Source organism: Sphingomonas sp. NPDC079357, from assembly GCF_044901155.1.
In the GTDB taxonomy this organism is placed as follows: Bacteria; Pseudomonadota; Alphaproteobacteria; order Sphingomonadales; family Sphingomonadaceae; genus Sphingomonas.
In genome coordinates this window covers 1,142,839-1,159,457 of record NZ_JBJDOM010000001.1, presented here as the reverse complement: position 1 = coordinate 1,159,457, position 16,619 = coordinate 1,142,839, and the positions used below count along the sequence as shown (strand labels likewise).

17 protein-coding genes and 1 tRNA gene are annotated in these 16,619 nt (G+C 67.0%); 14 read left to right on the top strand and 4 right to left on the bottom strand.

What is annotated here, in order from left to right; all coding sequences use genetic code 11:
- Window positions 1-4: 4 nt before the first annotated feature.
- The 7 genes from ACI2JO_RS05385 (at window position 5) to ACI2JO_RS05355 (ending at window position 7,016) form a co-directional block, all read left to right on the top strand.
- Window positions 5-1,543, top strand: coding sequence for an NADH-quinone oxidoreductase subunit M (locus ACI2JO_RS05385; protein ID WP_404719683.1), 1,539 nt, complete (start codon window positions 5-7; stop codon window positions 1,541-1,543).
- The gene (gene nuoN / locus ACI2JO_RS05380) at window positions 1,543-3,003 is read left to right on the top strand and encodes an NADH-quinone oxidoreductase subunit NuoN (protein ID WP_404719682.1); all 1,461 of its coding nucleotides are present in this window, start codon (window positions 1,543-1,545) and stop codon (window positions 3,001-3,003) included. The genes ACI2JO_RS05385 and nuoN overlap by 1 nt, the downstream gene beginning before the upstream one ends.
- Window positions 2,945-3,727: a biotin--[acetyl-CoA-carboxylase] ligase gene (locus ACI2JO_RS05375; RefSeq protein ID WP_404720329.1), complete on the top strand. Its 783-nt coding sequence runs from the start codon at window positions 2,945-2,947 to the stop codon at window positions 3,725-3,727. The genes nuoN and ACI2JO_RS05375 overlap by 59 nt, the downstream gene beginning before the upstream one ends.
- Window positions 3,728-3,740: 13 nt before the next feature.
- A complete protein-coding gene (locus ACI2JO_RS05370; RefSeq protein ID WP_404719681.1) occupies window positions 3,741-4,529 on the top strand; it encodes a type III pantothenate kinase in 789 nt (262 codons plus the stop codon).
- An 84-nt stretch (window positions 4,530-4,613) separates the two neighbouring features.
- Window positions 4,614-6,254 (top strand): ribonuclease J, encoded by a 1,641-nt coding sequence (locus ACI2JO_RS05365; protein WP_404719680.1) that lies wholly within the window; start codon window positions 4,614-4,616, stop codon window positions 6,252-6,254.
- 25 nt (window positions 6,255-6,279) lie between these two features.
- Entirely contained in the window at window positions 6,280-6,558 is a 279-nt protein-coding gene (locus ACI2JO_RS05360; protein ID WP_404719679.1) for a DUF1467 family protein, read from the top strand.
- Window positions 6,559-6,602: 44 nt separating this feature from the next.
- Window positions 6,603-7,016 (top strand): DUF983 domain-containing protein, encoded by a 414-nt coding sequence (locus tag ACI2JO_RS05355; RefSeq protein WP_404719678.1) that lies wholly within the window; start codon window positions 6,603-6,605, stop codon window positions 7,014-7,016.
- A gap of 43 nt (window positions 7,017-7,059) precedes the next feature.
- On the opposite strand, the gene ACI2JO_RS05350 is transcribed toward ACI2JO_RS05355, so the two are convergent.
- From ACI2JO_RS05350 to yajC, 4 genes are all read right to left on the bottom strand, one after another.
- A complete protein-coding gene (locus ACI2JO_RS05350) occupies window positions 7,060-7,446 on the bottom strand; it encodes an Mth938-like domain-containing protein (RefSeq protein ID WP_404719677.1) in 387 nt (128 codons plus the stop codon).
- Window positions 7,447-7,468: 22 nt separating this feature from the next.
- Complete coding sequence (gene secF / locus ACI2JO_RS05345) at window positions 7,469-8,443, bottom strand: protein translocase subunit SecF (RefSeq protein WP_404719676.1); 975 nt, start codon at window positions 8,441-8,443, stop codon at window positions 7,469-7,471.
- Window positions 8,444-8,519: 76 nt separating this feature from the next.
- The gene (secD, locus tag ACI2JO_RS05340) at window positions 8,520-10,121 is read right to left on the bottom strand and encodes a protein translocase subunit SecD (protein ID WP_404719675.1); all 1,602 of its coding nucleotides are present in this window, start codon (window positions 10,119-10,121) and stop codon (window positions 8,520-8,522) included.
- Between the two features lies 1 nt (window position 10,122).
- Complete coding sequence (gene yajC / locus ACI2JO_RS05335; RefSeq protein ID WP_404719674.1) at window positions 10,123-10,461, bottom strand: preprotein translocase subunit YajC; 339 nt, start codon at window positions 10,459-10,461, stop codon at window positions 10,123-10,125.
- Between the two features lie 140 nt (window positions 10,462-10,601).
- Between yajC and ACI2JO_RS05330 the strand changes: the two genes are divergently transcribed.
- The 7 genes from ACI2JO_RS05330 (at window position 10,602) to der (ending at window position 16,579) form a co-directional block, all read left to right on the top strand.
- Window positions 10,602-10,678: transfer RNA gene (locus ACI2JO_RS05330), tRNA-Pro, on the top strand.
- 184 nt (window positions 10,679-10,862) lie between these two features.
- Complete coding sequence (locus tag ACI2JO_RS05325) at window positions 10,863-11,603, top strand: Crp/Fnr family transcriptional regulator (RefSeq protein ID WP_404719673.1); 741 nt, start codon at window positions 10,863-10,865, stop codon at window positions 11,601-11,603.
- A 3-nt stretch (window positions 11,604-11,606) separates the two neighbouring features.
- A complete protein-coding gene (locus ACI2JO_RS05320) occupies window positions 11,607-12,044 on the top strand; it encodes a hypothetical protein (protein WP_404719672.1) in 438 nt (145 codons plus the stop codon).
- 23 nt (window positions 12,045-12,067) lie between these two features.
- Window positions 12,068-12,946 carry a 3-methyl-2-oxobutanoate hydroxymethyltransferase gene (gene panB, locus ACI2JO_RS05315; RefSeq protein ID WP_404719671.1) on the top strand — a complete coding sequence of 293 codons (879 nt, stop codon included), beginning with the start codon at window positions 12,068-12,070 and terminating at the stop codon, window positions 12,944-12,946.
- A 69-nt stretch (window positions 12,947-13,015) separates the two neighbouring features.
- Window positions 13,016-13,753, top strand: coding sequence for a tetratricopeptide repeat protein (locus ACI2JO_RS05310; protein ID WP_404719670.1), 738 nt, complete (start codon window positions 13,016-13,018; stop codon window positions 13,751-13,753).
- Window positions 13,750-15,075 (top strand): PQQ-binding-like beta-propeller repeat protein, encoded by a 1,326-nt coding sequence (locus tag ACI2JO_RS05305; protein ID WP_404719669.1) that lies wholly within the window; start codon window positions 13,750-13,752, stop codon window positions 15,073-15,075. Before ACI2JO_RS05310 ends, ACI2JO_RS05305 begins: the two co-directional genes overlap by 4 nt.
- A 139-nt stretch (window positions 15,076-15,214) precedes the next feature.
- The gene (gene der / locus ACI2JO_RS05300; protein WP_404719668.1) at window positions 15,215-16,579 is read left to right on the top strand and encodes a ribosome biogenesis GTPase Der; all 1,365 of its coding nucleotides are present in this window, start codon (window positions 15,215-15,217) and stop codon (window positions 16,577-16,579) included.
- Window positions 16,580-16,619 lie beyond the last annotated feature (40 nt).

Here is a 16,619-nt window from a genome sequence, read left to right as displayed (position 1 = left end):
GAAGATGTCGTTCCCGATCCTTTCGCTGATGCTGGCGGTCCCTGCGGTTGCCGCCGTCGCGTGTCTGTTCCTCTCCGCCCCCGCGGCGCGCGTCACCGCGCTGGCCGCGACGTTGATCGACCTTGCGCTCGGCGTGGTGCTGTGGACGTCGTTCGACGTCGGCGGCGCGCAATGGCAGTTCGTCGAATATGCTCCGCTGTTCGGCCGCTTCGGCTGGGCGCTCGGCATCGACGGCTATGCGCTGCTGCTGATCGTGCTGTCGGTGTTCCTGATGCCGATCTGCATCGGCGCCAGCTGGCAGGCGATCGAGAAGCGCGTGCCGGAATATATGGCGGCGTTCCTGTTCACGGAGGTGCTGATGATCGGCACCTTCGCGGCGCAGGACCTGTTCCTATTCTACATCTTCTTCGAAGCCGGCCTGATCCCGATGTTCCTGATCATCGGGATCTGGGGTGGCGCGAACCGCATCTACGCGTCGTACAAGTTCTTCCTGTACACGCTGCTCGGGTCGCTGCTAATGTTCATCGCGATGCTCTACATGAGCATCACCGCGGGAACGACCAGCATCCCGGTGCTGCTGAACTACGACTTCCCGGCGAGCGTCCAGACGTGGCTGTGGCTGGCGTTCTTCGCGTCGTTCGCGGTCAAGATGCCGATGTGGCCGGTCCATACCTGGCTGCCCGACGCGCACGTGCAGGCGCCGACCGCGGGGTCGGTGATCCTGGCGGGCGTGCTGCTGAAGCTCGGCGGTTACGGCTTCCTGCGCTTCAGCCTGCCGATGTTCCCTGAAGCCTCGGCGGATCTCGTGTGGCTGGTGTTCGGGCTGAGCGCGGTGGCGGTGATCTACACCAGCCTCGTCGCGCTGGTGCAGTCCGACATGAAGAAGCTGATCGCCTATTCGTCGGTCGCGCACATGGCGATCGTGACGATCGGCCTGTTCGCCTTCAACGCGCAGGGGATCGAGGGCGCGATGATGGTGATGCTGGGCCATGGCCTAGTGTCGGGCGCGCTGTTCCTGTGCGTCGGCGTGATCTATGATCGGCTCCACACGCGCGAGATCAGCCGCTACGGCGGGCTGGCGATCAACATGCCGCGCTATGCGATCCTGTTCCTGCTGTTCACGATGGCCTCGATCGGGCTGCCGGGCACGAGCAACTTCGTCGGCGAATTGCTGAGCCTGATGGGCACCTATCAGGTGTCGACCACGATCGCGTTGCTGTGCACGACGGGCATCATCCTTGGCGCGGGCTACATGCTGTACCTGTACCGTCGCGTGGTGTTCGGTGAGATCAAGTCGGAGGAGGTCCGCGCGATGTCGGATCTGACCCCGCGCGAGCTGTGGCTGCTGGTGCCGATTGCGGCGGCGGTGCTGTGGATGGGCGTCTATCCGGAGAGCTTCCTCGCGCCGATGCGCAAGGACACGCAAATCCTGCTGGCTCGGATCGATCGCGCGAAGCCCGCGGGTGACTCGCTGCCCACCAAGGGCACCGGGATCGTGCCGGCCGCACATGCCGAAACTTCTGCGCATGGGAGCGCGCACTGATGGATTACGCCGCCAATCTGGCGATGACGCTGCCCGAGCTGGTGCTCGCGGTCGGGGCGATCGCATTGATGCTGGTCGCCGCCTGGGGCGGCCCGGCCTCGACCAAAGCGGTGTCGTGGGTGTCGGTCGTGGTGCTGGGCGGCGCGTTGATCGCGCTGACGGGACCGGCCTCATCCGGCGGTGACGCCTTCTACGGCCTGTACCGTGCGGACGCGTTCGCGGCCTTTGCCAAGGTGCTGATCTATGTCGGCGCGGCGGTGGCGATCCTGATGGCGCCCGACTTCTTCCGCCGCACCGCCGGTGCGGACCTGCGTCCGGAATATCCGGTGCTGATCCTGCTGTCGGCGTGCGGCATGGGGATGATGGTGTCGGCGGGCGACCTGTTGACGCTCTATGTCGGCCTCGAGCTGCAGAGCCTCGCCGCCTATGTTCTCGCGAGCTTCATGCGACAGGACACGCGCTCGGCGGAAGCGGGGCTCAAGTATTTCGTGCTCGGCGCGTTGGCGAGCGGCATCCTGCTCTACGGGATCAGCCTGGTTTACGGCTTCACCGGTTCGACAATGTTCAACGAGATCGCCGGTGCCTATGCGGCAGCGCCGCTCTCCGGCAGCGGTCGCTCGCTCGGGCTGCTGTTCGGGTTGGTGTTCGTGTTCGCCGGTCTGGCATTCAAGATTTCGGCGGTGCCGTTCCACATGTGGACCCCGGACGTCTATGAAGGCGCGCCGACCCCGGTGACGGCGTTCTTCGCCTCTGCGCCGAAGGTGGCGGCGATCGCGCTCGCGGTTCGCGTCGCGATCGAGGCGATGGGTCCGGCCGAGGTGCAGTGGCGGCAGATCGTGATCTTCGCGTCGCTCGCCTCGATCCTGCTCGGCGCAGTTGCGGCGATCGGCCAGCAGAACGTCAAGCGCCTGCTCGCCTATTCGTCGATCAACAACGTCGGTTTCGCGCTGATCGGGCTCGCCGCAGGCACACCGGAGGGCGTCGCCTCGGTGATGACCTATATGACCATCTATCTGGCGATGACGCTGGGCAGCTTCCTCGTCGTGCTCCAGATGCGCGATGCCGACGGGCAGCCGATCGAGACGATCGACAGCCTCGCCGGCTTGTCGCGGACGCGGCCAGGACTGGCGGCGGCGCTGGCGATCTTCATGTTTTCGCTTGCCGGCATCCCGCCACTGTTCGGCTTCTACGCCAAGTTCGCGGTCTTCTATGCCGCCGTGCAGGCGGGGCTGTTCCCGCTGGCGGTGATCGGCGTCGTGTTCAGCGTGATCGGTGCCTATTACTATCTGCGCCTCGTCAAGACGATGTACTTCGACGAGCCGGCCGGAACGTTCGGTGACGGCGACAGGCTCGAGGGCGGGCTGATCGCGGTCGCGGCAGTGTTCGTCTCGCCGCTCGGCTATCTCGCCATCCCTGCGCTGTCGGCCTGGACGCTCGCTGCCGCCAACAGCCTCTTCTGAGGCGGCGGCGCTGCCCCGGATTCTGACGGTACCGGCGACCGGGTCGACCAACGCCGACCTGCTGGCGCTCGCCGACGACCGCGCGGTCGACGAGGGCACGTGGCTTCGCGCCGAGCAGCAGACCGCCGGGCGCGGTCGACAGGGGCGGGTCTGGGACTCGCCCGCCGGCAACCTTTACGCGAGCACGCTGGTCGCGATCCGACCCGGTGATCCGCCGGCGGCAGGCCTGGCGCTGGTCGCCGCGGTCGCGCTGGAGGAGGCGGTGCACCGCGTGCTTCCCGACGCGAGCGCACTGACGCTGAAATGGCCCAACGACCTGCTGCTGGCGGGCGCGAAGCTGTCGGGCATCCTGCTCGAGCGCGGCGCATCGTATGTCGTGGTCGGCATCGGGGTAAACGTCGCGCATCATCCGGCGCTTGCCGATCGCGCCACGACCAGCCTCCGCGCAGCCGGAGCGACCGTGGATGCGGCGACGCTGCTCGCCGACCTCGCCGATCGCTTCGCGGCGTGGCTGCTGGTGTGGCGCGACGCGGGAATGGCGCCGGTCGCAGCACGCTGGAGCGATCGCGCGCACCCGGTCGGCACGGCGCTGATGGTGCGGCTCCCTGACCAGACCGTGCTCGATGGCCAGTTCCGCGGCCTCGACGCCAGCGGCGCGCTGCTGCTCGGCTTGGCGGACGGTACGCGGCATGTCATCCATGCCGGCGACGTGTTCGTGGTCTAGGGAGAGGAAGGCGATGCTGCTCGCGGTCGATGCCGGCAACACCAATATCGTCTTTGCGCTCGTCCAGCCCACGACGCGCGAGATCCGCGCGCGCTGGCGGATCGCCACCGATCCGCGGCGCACTGCCGACGAATATGCGGTGTGGCTCAGCCAGTTGCTCCAGCTGGAGGGCTATACGCGCGAGGATGTCGGCGCGGTCATCATCTCGACGGTCGTCCCGCGCGCGCTCCACAATCTCGAGGTGCTCGCGAGCAAATACTTCCGTACCGCGGCGCTGATCGCCGGGCGCGCGCCGGTCGAATGGCAACTGTCGGTCGATGTCGACGAGCCGCGCAGTCTGGGAGCCGATCGCGCGGTCAACACGATCGCGGCGCATGCGCTCCATGCCGGCGATCTGATCGTGATCGACTTCGGCACCGCGACGACCTTCGACCATTCCGACTTCGACGGTGCCTACAAGGGCGGGATCATCGCGCCGGGGATCAACCTGTCGCTTGACGCGCTGGTGATGGCCGCCGCCAAGCTGCCGCGGATCGCGATCGAGGCACCCGCCACCGACAGCGTGATCGGCCGCAACACCGTCGATCAGATGAACATCGGCATCTACTGGGGCTATATCGCGATGATCGAGGGGCTGGTCGCGCGCATGAAGCGTGAGATCGCGCGGCCGGTGAAGGTGATCGCGACCGGCGGACTCGCCACGCTCTTTGAACAACATACCAACGCGTTCGACGCGATCGAGCCCGACCTGACGATCCAGGGTCTGGCGATCATGTACGCGCGCGCCCATATCGACGCATGAACGCTTTGCCGGCGCGATCGTCCGTCTTCCATGCCTGCCGCCATCAAACGGGCGGGCCGCGGTGCCGGCACTCAAAGGAATATAATGACACCGAAGAATAACGAGCTTCTTTTTTGCGCGCTGGGTGGCTCCGGCGAAATCGGCATGAACGTCATCCTCTATGGCCATGCCGGCAAGTGGCTGATGGTGGATTGCGGCGTCACCTTCGCCGACGCGCATTACCCCGGAATCGACGTGATCCTGCCCGATCTGCGCTTCATCGAGGAGCGGATCGACGATCTGGTCGGGATCGTGCTGACCCATGGGCATGAGGATCATATCGGCGCGCTGCCTTATCTGGCCGAGGACCTTGGCGTGCCGATCTACGCCACGCCGTTCACCGCCGGGCTGGTGCGCGGCAAGCTGGAAGAGGAGCGGATCGAGGACCGGGTCAAGATCCGGCTGGTCGAGGCGCGCAAGTCCTTCAAGGTCGGTCCGTTTGAGGTCGAGGTCGTGCCGCTGTCGCACTCGATCCCCGAGGCGAACGCGCTGGTGATCGGCACCCCGGCGGGCAAGGTGTTCCACACTGGCGACTGGAAGCTTGACCCGACCCCGGTGATCGGCCAGCCGGCGACGCCCGAGGAACTCGCCGAAATCGGCGCGGAGGGCATCGACGTGCTTGTCTGCGACTCGACCAATGTCTTCAATGCCGAGGCCTCGCCCAGCGAGGCAAGCGTCCGTGAAGGGCTGGCCAAGAGCGTCGCGCGCGCTCGCGGTCGCGTGGTGGTGACGACCTTCGCGTCGAACGCCGCACGGCTCCACACGCTTGGGCAGGTCGCCGAGGAGACGGGCCGGAAGCTGTGCGTGACCGGGCGCTCGCTCGACCGGATCATCCGCGTCGCCAAGGCGACCGGTTACCTCAAGAACTTCCCGCAGACGATCGACGTCGATGCGGCGATGCGGCTGCCGAAGAACCGCGTGCTGATCGTCGCCACCGGCGGGCAGGGCGAGGAGCGCGCGGCGCTGGCGCGGATCGCGGCGGGCAACCACCCGGTCGCGCTCGACATGGGAGACATGGTGATCTTCTCTTCCAAGCAGATCCCCGGCAACGAGGTCGCGATCGGACGCATCCAGAACCAGCTTGCCGCCAAGGGCGTCGAGATGGTGACCGAGAAGCAGGCGCACGTCCACGTCTCCGGGCACCCGGGACGCCCGGAGCTCGCGAAGATGTACGGCTGGCTGCGTCCGACGTCGCTCGTCCCGGTACACGGCGAGATGCGCCACCTGATGGAGCACGCGCGCTACGGGCTCTCGCAGGGCATCGCCAATGCGGTGGTGCAGACCAATGGCGACATGGTGCGGCTGGCACCGGGTGCGCCGAAGAAGATCGGCAACGTACCGGTCGGACGGCTGGTGCTCGACGGCGACGTGATCCTGCCGGCGGACGGCAGCACGATCAACGAGCGGCGACGGGTTGCGGTCAACGGCCAGATCTCGGTCGGAATCGCGGTCGATCGCAACGGTCGCGCGGGCGGCACTCCCGAGGTGCGCGTGCAGGGCGTGCCGGTCGAGGAGGAGCGCGAGCCCTTCCTCGCCGATGCGGTCGCGGCCGCCGCGGAGGCGATGGCCGGGCGTCCGCGGGATCGCGAGCGGCTGCGCGAAGATGTGCGGTTGGCGGTGCGGAAGGTCGCGACGCGCTGGACCGGCAAGAAGCCGATCATCGACGTCGTGATCGTACAGGTCTGATCGGCAGCAAAGGGGGAGGATGGGGATGCGCTGGACATCGCTGCTGGCGATCTACATCCTTTTCTGGGCGTTTTCGGTTTTTCTGGTACTGCCGTTCGGGGTGCGCACCTCCGCCGAGGCGGGGGAGGCGCACATGCCCGGCACCGCCGAAAGCGCGCCGCATGAATTCTCGCTAAAACGGGTCATCGTGCGGACAACGATCGTCGCGACGGCGCTGTTCACGCTGTTCGTCGCCAATTATGAGTTCGGCTGGGTCACGGCGCAGTCGCTCGACGTCATGGATGTGGCGAACGCGATCGACTGACGCGGATTGTGGCGGCGCGTCATTAGGCGGCGCAGGGGATGATGATGACCGACGCCACTGATCCGCGCCTCGTCGACGACGCCGGCCATGCCTGGCCACGCTTGTCGCCTCTGAAGACCGGTATACGCGGCTGCTGCCCGCGCTGCGGCAAGGGTGCGCTGTTCCGCGGCTTTCTCACAATCCGTGAGCGGTGCCCGGTGTGCGGGCTCGATTATTCCTATGCGGATCCAGCGGACGGGCCGGCGGTGTTCGTGCAATTGTTCGCGTGCCTGCCCGGCGTGATCTTTACGCTGATGTTCCAGATCCTCGCCGATCCGGCATGGTGGATGCACCTGCTGGTCAGCCTGCCGGTGCTGCTGGTCAGCACCGTGCTGCCGCTGCGACCGATCAAGGGCTGGCTGGTGGCGAGTCAATTCTACTTCAAGGCGCGCGAAGGGCGCCTGGTGAAGGAAGACTGAGCGCGGTTCCCGAACGGCGGAGGGGCGTGATTTGCCGCGCCGCTCATCCCTCCAGTGGGTAGAGCGCGGCCGCAATCCGGCGTTCCTCGGCGCGCAGCACGCCCCAGGCACGCGCGGCGGCGCGGCTGTCCATCGCCTCGATCCCGATCCCGCGCTTCTCCAGCGCGGCGACCAGCGCGCGCGGCGGGCGGCGCAGATCGGCACCGGTGCCGAGCAGCACGAACTCGATCGACTCGCCCAGTAACGGTGCCAGAGCGGCCTCGTCGAGCGCCTCGAAGGGCGGCGGGGTCCAGCCGTCGGCGCGCCCCGCGGTCAGCAGCAGCGCGGGATAGACACCCATCGTCCCGTCCGGCGCGTCGACCTTGAAGCCTGCCGGGCCGAAGCCGCGGACCAGTGGGCCAGCGGCGTCGCGCTCGCGGTCCATTCTCATCGTGCGTGCTCCCGGGCGCGGGTCAGGCGCGCGGCCCGACGCGCTCCGCATTGTCGGCGACGCCGTTGCCGCGCACCGACTTCTCATTCTCCGGCTCGGCGCGCAGGCCGAGCGTGATGAGCAGCGACGACGAGACATAGATCGACGAATAGGTGCCGACGATGATGCCGAGCGTCATCGCGGCGGTGAAGCCACGCAGCACGTGCCCGCCGAGGAACAGCAGCGCGGCGAGCGCGAGCAGGATCGTGACCGAGGTCATCACGGTACGCGGCAGCGTCTCGTTGACCGACAGGTTGATGATCTCGCGCATGTCCATCTTGCGATAGCGGCGCATGTTCTCGCGGATGCGGTCGTCGATCACGATCTTGTCGTTGATCGAATAACCGATGATCGTCAGCACCGCCGCGACGATGTTGAGGTCGAACTCGAACTGCGTCAGCGCGAAGAAGCCGAGCGTCATCAACAGGTCGTGGACGATCGCAACGATCGTCGATACGCCGAACTGCCATTCGAAGCGGAAGATCGCGAACAGCCCGATACCAAGGATCGCGAGCACCACCGCAAGCACGCCGTTGCGGATCAACTCACCTGAGACCTTGCCCGAAACGGTCGAGTAACGACGGAATTCGGCGCCCGGAAACGCCTTCAACAGCGACGCCTCGACCTTGCGAACCGCGCGGTTGGTCGCGCCCTCGTCGCCGCCCTGCTGGACGGGGAGGCGGATCGTGACGGTGCGCGGATCGCCGAATTGCTGGAGAGCGGCCTCGCCGACGCCCTGCGCATCGACGACGCTGCGGACGCGGTTAAGGTCGGGCGTCTGCGCGAACCGTTCCTCGATCATCAGGCCGCCTTCGAAGTCGACGCCGAAGTTCAGCCCCTTGTAGAAGGTAATTCCGACCGCGAGCACGCTGAGCAGCAGCGTCAGGCCAAACGCCAGCCCGCGCAGGCGGACGAAGTCGATATTGGTGTCGTCGGGGACGAGCTTGAGCAGTTTCATGACGTCCTCGCCGCCCCGGTCGTGGCCGGGGTCCGGTTAGGGGAGAGAAGGGCAGTGGAGAGGGGGGCGGGGGCGATCATATGTTGATCGTCTTCGGCTTGGTGCGGCGCAGCCAGCCGGCGACCAGCATCCGCGTGAAGGTGACGGCGGTGAACACGCTGGTGGCAATGCCGATCAGCAGCACGACCGCAAAGCCCTTCACCGGGCCGGAGCCCAGCACGAACATGATGATGCCCGAGATCGCGTGCGTCACGTTCGCCTCGAAGATCGTGCGGCTCGCTTCCTTATAGCCCAGCTCGACCGCCTGCACCACGTTGCGTCCGCGATGGCGTTCCTCGCGAATGCGCTCGTTGATGAGCACGTTCGCGTCGACCGCGGTGCCGATCGTCAGCACGAAGCCGGCGATGCCCGGCAGCGTCAGTGTGCCCCTGAGCAGCGCCATCACCCCGAGGATGACGAACACGTTGATGACGACCGCGAGGTTCGCATAGACGCCGAACCGCCCGTAGGTGACCAGCATGAACGCCACGACCAGCGCGACCGCGACCGCCGAAGCGAGGATGCCGGCGCGGATCGAATCGGCGCCGAGGTCTGGCCCGACCGTTGATTCCTCGACGATCTTGAGGTCGACGGGCAGCTTGCCCGAGCGCAGCGCGATCGCGAGCTGGTTGGCGCTCTCGACCGTGAACCCGCCGTTGATCGCGGCGCGCCCGCCGATGATCGGCTCGTTGATGTTCGGTGCCGAGATCACGCTGTTGTCGACGATGATCGCGAACGGCTTGCCGACGTTTTCCTGCGTGGTCCGCGCAAACCGACGGCCGCCCTGGCTGTCGAAGGTCATCGACACCTGCGGCTGGTTGGTCTGCGGCTCAAATTCCTGCCGCGCATCGCTCAGCATGTCGCCGGTGATGATCGCCTGGCGCTTGACCGCGATCAGCGGGATGCCCGAGGGATTGTTCGGATAGGGCAGGATCTGGTCGCCGGCCGGGGCCTGACCCTTGGCGAGCGCCTGCGGGTCGGCGTTGACGTCGACCAGCTTGAACTCGAGCTTGGCAGTCTTGCCGAGCAAATCCTTGAGCGCCTGCGGGTCCTGAAGTCCGGGCACCTGCACGACGATGCGGTTGCTGCCCTGCCGGATGATCGTCGGCTCGCGCGTGCCCATTTCGTCGATGCGGCGGCGCACGACCTCGGTCGCGTCGCCCATCGCTGTCTCGACCGCCTGCTTCAGCCCTTCGGCGGTCGGTGTCAGCACGAAGCGGCTGGTGTCGATGACCTGGATGTCCCACTGGCGCTGCCCGGTCATCCCGGCACCGGTGCCGGTGATCTGGAGCAGCCGTTCACGCGCGGCGTCGACCTGCGTGGGGTCGCGCAGCAGGAACGACAGCTGCCCGCCACGGCTGGAGATTTCACCGATCTCGATGCGCGGGTTCTGGCGGCGCATCTCGGTTTGCACCTGTTCGCGCATCGCCTCGACGCGAGTCGCGGCGACGTCGTTGGTGTCGGCCTCCAGCAGCAGATAGCTGCCGCCGGCCAGATCCAGCCCCTTGTTGACGCGTGGAAGGTTGATCCCCCACGATTGCGTCACGCTCTCGGGAATGAAGGTCGGAATCGACAGCGACACCAAGGCCGCGAGCAGCAGCCAGATGCCTGCGACCTTCCAGCGGGGAAAGTCCAGCATGTCAGTCGTTCGCCGGCTTGCCGCCGAGCGGCGTGACCTCGGCGAGCGTCGCCTTCACGACGCGGACGCGGGTGTTCGGCGCGATTTCGACCTCGACCGTGCCGTCTTCGACGCGCGTGACCTTGCCGATCAGCCCGCCCGCCGTGACGACCGTGTCGCCCTTTTTCACGCTGGCCACCGCCGTCTGCAGCGCCTTCATGCGGCGCTGTTGCGGGCGGATCATCAGAAAGTAGAAGACGACGAAGACGAGGAGCAGCGGCGCGAGGCTGATGAAGCCGGCGAGGCCGCCGCCCTGGGCGGCGCCGCTGGCGGTCTGCGCATAAGCGGGAGAGATAAGCATCGGTTTCCGTGCATGACCGTTGGGCGGCCGGGAGACGGCCGCGCGAAGTCGCTGCCGCTATCATTGCGGCGCGTCGCGCGCAACATGCGGCCAACCCGCTTGCATCGCGCCGCGACCAAGCGTAGAGGCGCCCCCTCGGTCGGGGCGTAGCGCAGCCTGGTAGCGCATCACACTGGGGGTGTGGGGGTCGCAGGTTCGAATCCTGTCGCCCCGACCAATTCATTGCAGATCAATGATTTCCGTTCCGTCGCGCCGCAGCGGCTGGTACGATGAGCGCCGCATCGTTCGGCGCGACTCCGGCCCTTTCGGCCCGGCGCCGTGCTTCCGGCGCGGAGAGGTCAGATGGTGGCAACCGCGGTACCCGTTCTTGCCCGTCGCGCGGATCACGCGCGTCCGCCGCCATGAGCAAGTCGTCCGGTCCGTCGCCGCCACGGCTGTCGCTCGATCGCAGCGATCCGGTGCATCGTCGGCTCGACCAGCTCGCGCCGGGGCTGGCGGCGACGATCGGGCTGCACAGCCGGCGCTTTTCGCCGCGCCTTGTCCGCTCAAGACGCGAGATCGTGCATGAGGGCGAGGCGGTAAGTGGCATCTGGATGCTGCGGGCGGGCTGGGCGGCGCTGGTCCGTCACTTCGCGGACGGGCGGCGTCAGATCGAGCATGTGCTGCTGCCCGGTGATCCGCTGCCCTTCGAACGCGAGGCGCACTATCCCGCGACGATCGTGTCGCTGACGCCGGTGACGCTGGTCGACCTCGATGGGCCGTGGCTTGGCGATCCGGCGCTGCTCGACGGTGTCCTGCGCCGGCACACGACGGTGACCATCCACCACCTGCTTGATGCCACCGCGCGGCTGGGGCGTCAGGTGGCGATCGAGCGATTCGCGCACCTTCTGCTGGAGTTGCGCGATCGACTGCGCGGAGTCGGGCTGGCGACCAACACGCATTTCAGGATGCCGCTGACGCAGGAGATGCTGGCCGATACGCTCGGGCTGACCAGCGTTCACGTCAACCGCACGTTGCAGATGATGCGCCAGCAGGAGTTGATCGAGCTGGAAGGACGTGAAGTGACGCTGCTGCTGCTCGACGAACTGGCGCGACTGGCGGATTATCCGTCGCCGCCTGCGACCCCGGTTGATATGCGGTGACCGATGATCGGTAAGGAAACAACGGGCGCGCCGCGATGGTTTCGACTGGCGGCACTGGTGCTGATATTATGGGGTGCGCTGGGCGTTGCGGCCTGTGTCAGCCAGCTGTTGTACGGCGCGGACGCAATGGGAGCGGCAAGCGATTACGACCGGGCCTTGTTCGCGCAGCTCCCGCTCTGGTATCGCCTAGATTACGCGATCGCGACCGGCACTCTGCTGGCAGGGGCGCTGGCGCTGCTGTTTCGATCGCGACACGCCGTCGCCTTCTTGACGGTGTCGTTGGTGGCGGTGCTGATCCAGTTCGGCTGGATGTTCGCGATGACGGACATCCTGGCGGTCAAGGGACCCTATACGCTCTACTTCCCGCTGCTCATCATGGCGATTGGCGCGCTGGCGTTGCAACTGGCGCATGTCGGGCGCCGACGCGGCTGGATCGTTTGACGCGCGTGGCGTAGCAGGGCGCCATGTCCACGACCTTCACTATCGACACCGCCACCAGCCGCGCGACTCCGCTCGCCGCGCCGATGAAGCGGCTGACCGTCCCGGCGATCCGCGCGCGCAAGGCGGCGATCGCGGCGGGCAAGGGCGAGCCACTCGTCATGCTGACCGCTTACACGGTGCGGATGGCGCAGCTCATGGACCCGCATTGCGACATGCTGCTGGTCGGCGACAGCCTGGGGCAGGTGATTTACGGCCTGCCGTCGACCGTGCCGGTCACGCTGGAGATGATGGCGGCGCACGGCGCGGCGGTGGTGCGCGGCAGCCACCATGCGACGGTGGTGATCGATATGCCGTTCGGCAGCTACGAGGCATCCCCTGCGCAGGCGTTCGAGAGCGCGGCGTTGCTGATGAAGCAGACCGGCGCCGCCGCGGTGAAACTGGAGGGCGGGATCGCCATGGCGCCGACCGTGCAGTTCCTGTCGGAGCGCGGGATCCCGGTGGTCGGGCATATCGGTCTTACGCCACAGGCGGTCAACGCGCTGGGCGGCTATGGCGCGCGCGGGCGCAGCCCGGCGGAGGCGCGCAAGATCGTCGCCGACGCGCAGGCGATCGCCGAGGCGGGCGCGTTCGCGCTGGTGATCGAGGGCGTGGTCGAGCCGATCGCAGTCGAGATCACGCGCACGATCGACATCCCGACGATCGGCATCGGCGCGTCGGCGGCGTGCGACGGGCAGGTGCTGGTCGCCGAGGATATGCTCGGGCTTTTCGAGCGCACGCCGCGCTTCGTGAAGCGTTATGGCGACATGGCGGCGTTCGTCGCCGAGCGGGCGGAGCAATATGCCGCCGAGGTTCGCGCGCGCGCCTTTCCCGGTCCGGAGCAGCTGTATCCGCCGAAGGACTAGGCGGCCCTTTCGTTTATCCCGGCGAACCGCTACACGCCGGGCGTTTTTCCGTGAAGCCCGGAGTATTCGGTGGCCCTGACGCCGCAAAACAATGAAGCGTTCCTGCGTGAGGTCGACGACGAGCTGCGTCGCGACCAGGCGCTGCACGTCTGGCGTCGCTATGGCGTCGCGCTGATTGCCGCCGTGGTGATCGCGCTTGCGGCGTTCGGCGCCTATCTGTTCTGGCAGCATCGTCAGGAACAGGCCGCCGGGCGCGAGGGCGAGCAGCTGCAGACCGCCTATGACGCGCTCGCCGCCAACGACACAAAGTCGGCCAGCGAAACGCTCGCGACGCTGACGCAGTCGAAGCGCGATGGATACCGGGTGCTGGCGATCTTCACGCAGGCCGACGTCCTGCTCCAGAAGAACGATCTGAAGGGTGCGGCGGCCCGGTTCGCTAGCGTCGCGCAGGATGCGTCGGTGGCGCAGCCGTTCCGCGATCTCGCGCTGATCCGCCAGACCAGTGCCGAGTTCGACACGCTCAAGCCCGAGGTGGTCGCGGAGCGGATGCGGCCGCTGGCAGTCGCGGGCAATCCGTGGCTGGGCAGCGCGGGCGAGCTGATGGCCGCCGCCTATCTGCAACAGGGTCGCCGCGATCTGGCCGCGCAGGTGTTCGCGCGGATCGCCGCCGACACGCAGGTGCCGTCCTCGCTGCGTCAACGTGCGGTTCAGATGGCGGGCGTATTGGATGAAAAGGCGACGCCTGCGTCGCCGACGGCCGCCGGTGCCGCTGCACCGGCCAAGAACGAAGGTAACACGACGCGATGACGACACGGGTGGCGACCGGCCTGGCGCTCGCCGCGCTGGTGGGGCTGAGCGGGTGCGGCATCTTCAAGGGCGCGCCCAAGAAGACCCCGACCGTCGGACAGCGCGTTCCGATCCTGATGTCGGAAAATCAGGCGACCGTCGACAAGGGGCTGGAGAACGTTCCCGTTACCCTGCCGGTCAGTGTCGCCAACGATGCCTGGACGCAGCCCGGTGGTAATGCGGCCAAGTCGATGGGCAGCCTGCTGCTCGCCTCGGCGACCCCCGCCAAGGTGTGGAGCGCGCAGATCAACGGCGGCAACAATCGCGCACGGCTCGCGGCCGGGCCGGTCGTCGCCGAAAACAAGCTGTTCGTGGTCGATGTCGATGCCACGCTGCACGCCTTCTCTGCCGACGCCGGTGCGAAGCTGTGGACGCGTGTGCTGCCCGACAGCGAGGAGAACAAGAACGCGCGCTTCGGCGGCGGCGTCAGCTATGACGAGGGCAAGCTGTATGCCACCGACGGGCTGGGCGATGTCGTCGCCGTCAATGCCGCCGATGGGGCGGTGCTGTGGCGTGCGAAGCCGGGCGGTCCGCTGCGCGGCGCGCCGACCGTCGCCAATGGCCAGGTCTATGTGCTGAGCCAGGATAATCAGATTTTTGCGCTCGATCAGGGCGATGGCAAGGTGGTGTGGACCCAGTCGGCCAGCCTCGAGACGCAGGGCGTGTTCGGCGTCGCGGCGCCGGCTGCCAGTTCGGGCACCGTCATCGCCGGCTTCTCCAGCGGCGAGCTGAACGCCTATCGTTACGAAAATGGCCGGACCTTGTGGCAGGATGCGCTGTCGCGCACCTCGATCACCACCTCGGTGTCGAGCCTTGCCGACATCGACGCCGACCCGGTAATCGACGACGGCCGCGTCTATTCGATCGGCGAAGGCGGCCGGATGGTCGCGCTTGAGATCGCGACCGGACAGCGCGCCTGGGAGCAGAACCTGGCCGGTATCTCGACCCCCTGGGTCGCGGGCGAGTGGATCTTCCTCGTCACCGACGATTCGCGGCTGGTGTGCCTGTCGCGCGCCAACGGCAAGCTGCGCTGGATCAGCCAGTTGCGCGCCTTCAAGAACGAGGAGAAGCGCACCGATCCGTATAACTGGTTCGGCCCGGTGCTGGCGGGCGACAAATTGTGGCTGACCAATTCGCGTGGTGAAATGGTTGGCACATCGGTGACCGACGGCAGCGTGCAGACCACGATCGCGGCGGGCGACCAATTCTCGATGGCGCCGATCGTCGCGAATCAGACGCTCTATACGCTGGACGAAAAGGGTGTGATCACCGCCTGGCGGTAAGGTTGGTCCTTGCAAGCGTAGCGAAGCAAGGACGGCGGGGCATCGCTGGATTGAACGCCCGCCGAAGAACGAAAGCGCGTGCGCGCCGCCGATCCACCCACCACTATCGCGCACGCCGATAAATCTTTAGGGCACTCGCATGTCCCGTCTTCCCACCGTCGCGATCGTCGGCCGTCCCAATGTCGGCAAGTCGACGCTGTTCAATCGCCTCGTCGGCAAGAAACTCGCGCTGGTCGACGATCGGCCCGGCGTCACGCGTGACCGGCGGGAAGGGGACGCGCATCTGCTCGGGCTCGACTTCCGCATCATCGATACCGCGGGTTACGAGGACGAAGATCCCAACACGCTTCCCGGCCGGATGCGGCAGCAGACTCAGGCCGCGGTCGATGCCGCCGACGTCGCGCTATTCGTCGTCGATTCGCGCGCCGGCGTCGTGCCGCTCGATGAGGAAATCGCGCGTTGGCTGCGTGGATCGGACACGCCGATTGTGCTGATGGCCAACAAGGCCGAGGGGCGCGCGGGTGAGGGCGGCTTCTACGAGGCGATGGCGCTCGGCTTCGGCGATCCGGTCGCCTTCTCCGCCGAACATGGCGAAGGGCTTGTCGAGCTGTTCGAGGCGCTGTTGCCGCATCTCGACCCGCTCCAGCCCGAGCCCGAAGAGCCCTATGATCTCGAAAGTCCCGACGCGCCGCTCAAGCTGGCGATCGTCGGACGGCCGAATGCAGGCAAGTCGACGCTCGTCAACCGGATGCTGGGCGAGGACCGGATGATTACCGGTCCCGAAGCCGGGATCACGCGCGATTCGATCGCGATCGACTGGCTCTGGGAAGGGCCCGACGGTGCGCGGCAGGTGCGGCTGATCGACACTGCCGGGATGCGAAAGCGCGCCAAGGTGCAGGACAAGCTGGAGAAGCTGTCGGTCGCCGACGCGCTGCACGCGGTCGACTTCGCCGAAGTGGTGGTGCTGCTGCTCGACGCGACGCTGGGGCTGGAGGCACAGGATCTGCGTATCGCCGACCGCGTGCTCGAGGAAGGCCGTGCGCTGGTGATCGCACTCAACAAATGGGACGTGGCGGAGAATGCCTCCAGCCTATTCAACGGCGTCAAGAAGGCGCTCGACGAGGGGCTGGCGCAGGTCAAGGGCGTGCCGCTGCTCGCGGTGTCGGCTGCGACCGGCAAGGGCATCGACCAGTTGATCGCCGCAGCGTTCGAGACCCGCGAGGCGTGGTCGCGGCGTGTCGGCACCGGCGAACTCAACCGCTGGTTCGAGCGGGCGATCGAGGCCAACCCACCCCCCGCACCGGGCGGCAAGCGCATCAAGCTGCGCTATCTGACACAGGCCAAGACGCGGCCGCCAGGCTTCGTTCTTTTCGGCACGCGCGTCGACGAACTGCCGATGAGCTACCAGCGCTACCTCATCAATGGCATCCGACGCGAGTTGGGCTTCGGGGCTGTCCCGGTGCGGCTGATGCTGCGCGCGCCGAAAAATCCTTTCAGCAAATAAGGCGCGCTTACGCGGCGTTTACCGTTCCCGGCTATCCCCA

What these genes read in the sequence shown, in the direction of transcription:
- ACI2JO_RS05370 (WP_404719681.1), top strand. Translation starts at nt 3,741, where the DNA reads ATGCTGCTCGCGGTCGATGCCGGCAACACCAATATCGTCTTTGCGCTC.
- nuoN (WP_404719682.1), top strand. Translation starts at nt 1,543, where the DNA reads ATGGATTACGCCGCCAATCTGGCGATGACGCTGCCCGAGCTGGTGCTC.
- ACI2JO_RS05355 (WP_404719678.1), top strand. Translation starts at nt 6,603, where the DNA reads ATGACCGACGCCACTGATCCGCGCCTCGTCGACGACGCCGGCCATGCC.
- secD (WP_404719675.1), bottom strand. Translation starts at nt 10,121, where the DNA reads ATGCTGGACTTTCCCCGCTGGAAGGTCGCAGGCATCTGGCTGCTGCTC.
- ACI2JO_RS05305 (WP_404719669.1), top strand. Translation starts at nt 13,750, where the DNA reads ATGACGACACGGGTGGCGACCGGCCTGGCGCTCGCCGCGCTGGTGGGG.
- ACI2JO_RS05350 (WP_404719677.1), bottom strand. Translation starts at nt 7,446, where the DNA reads ATGAGAATGGACCGCGAGCGCGACGCCGCTGGCCCACTGGTCCGCGGC.
- ACI2JO_RS05325 (WP_404719673.1), top strand. Translation starts at nt 10,863, where the DNA reads ATGAGCAAGTCGTCCGGTCCGTCGCCGCCACGGCTGTCGCTCGATCGC.
- ACI2JO_RS05360 (WP_404719679.1), top strand. Translation starts at nt 6,280, where the DNA reads ATGCGCTGGACATCGCTGCTGGCGATCTACATCCTTTTCTGGGCGTTT.
- ACI2JO_RS05320 (WP_404719672.1), top strand. Translation starts at nt 11,607, where the DNA reads ATGATCGGTAAGGAAACAACGGGCGCGCCGCGATGGTTTCGACTGGCG.
- panB (WP_404719671.1), top strand. Translation starts at nt 12,068, where the DNA reads ATGTCCACGACCTTCACTATCGACACCGCCACCAGCCGCGCGACTCCG.
- ACI2JO_RS05365 (WP_404719680.1), top strand. Translation starts at nt 4,614, where the DNA reads ATGACACCGAAGAATAACGAGCTTCTTTTTTGCGCGCTGGGTGGCTCC.
- ACI2JO_RS05385 (WP_404719683.1), top strand. Translation starts at nt 5, where the DNA reads ATGTCGTTCCCGATCCTTTCGCTGATGCTGGCGGTCCCTGCGGTTGCC.
- yajC (WP_404719674.1), bottom strand. Translation starts at nt 10,461, where the DNA reads ATGCTTATCTCTCCCGCTTATGCGCAGACCGCCAGCGGCGCCGCCCAG.
- secF (WP_404719676.1), bottom strand. Translation starts at nt 8,443, where the DNA reads ATGAAACTGCTCAAGCTCGTCCCCGACGACACCAATATCGACTTCGTC.
- der (WP_404719668.1), top strand. Translation starts at nt 15,215, where the DNA reads ATGTCCCGTCTTCCCACCGTCGCGATCGTCGGCCGTCCCAATGTCGGC.